Below are 223 nucleotides of genomic sequence, written 5' to 3' on the forward strand. Positions count from 1 at the left end.
ACCGACGATCCCGGCATGTCCGGCGGCGACCGCGGGCCCGCGCCGCTGATGATGACGAGCGTCGACAGCCTGCTCGACGTCGACGGCGTGACGCCCGAGATGGTCGCGCGGTTGCGCCCGTTCGTCACCGTGCTGCCGACCACGACGCCCGTGAACATGAACACCGCGCCGGCCGAGGTGATCGCGGCGCTCATGCCGGGGATGAGCGTGTCGTCCGCGCAGG

At 72.2% G+C, this 223-nt stretch carries 1 protein-coding gene; it reads left to right on the forward strand.

The features are described from left to right. On the forward strand, window positions 1–223 hold a 223-nt coding region (locus tag ACNQQL_RS36280; protein WP_347069769.1), incomplete at both ends, for a type II secretion system protein GspK.

This window comes from Burkholderia sp. LFS061 (assembly GCF_047978125.1).
Classification (GTDB): domain Bacteria; phylum Pseudomonadota; class Gammaproteobacteria; order Burkholderiales; family Burkholderiaceae; genus Burkholderia; species Burkholderia pyrrocinia_C.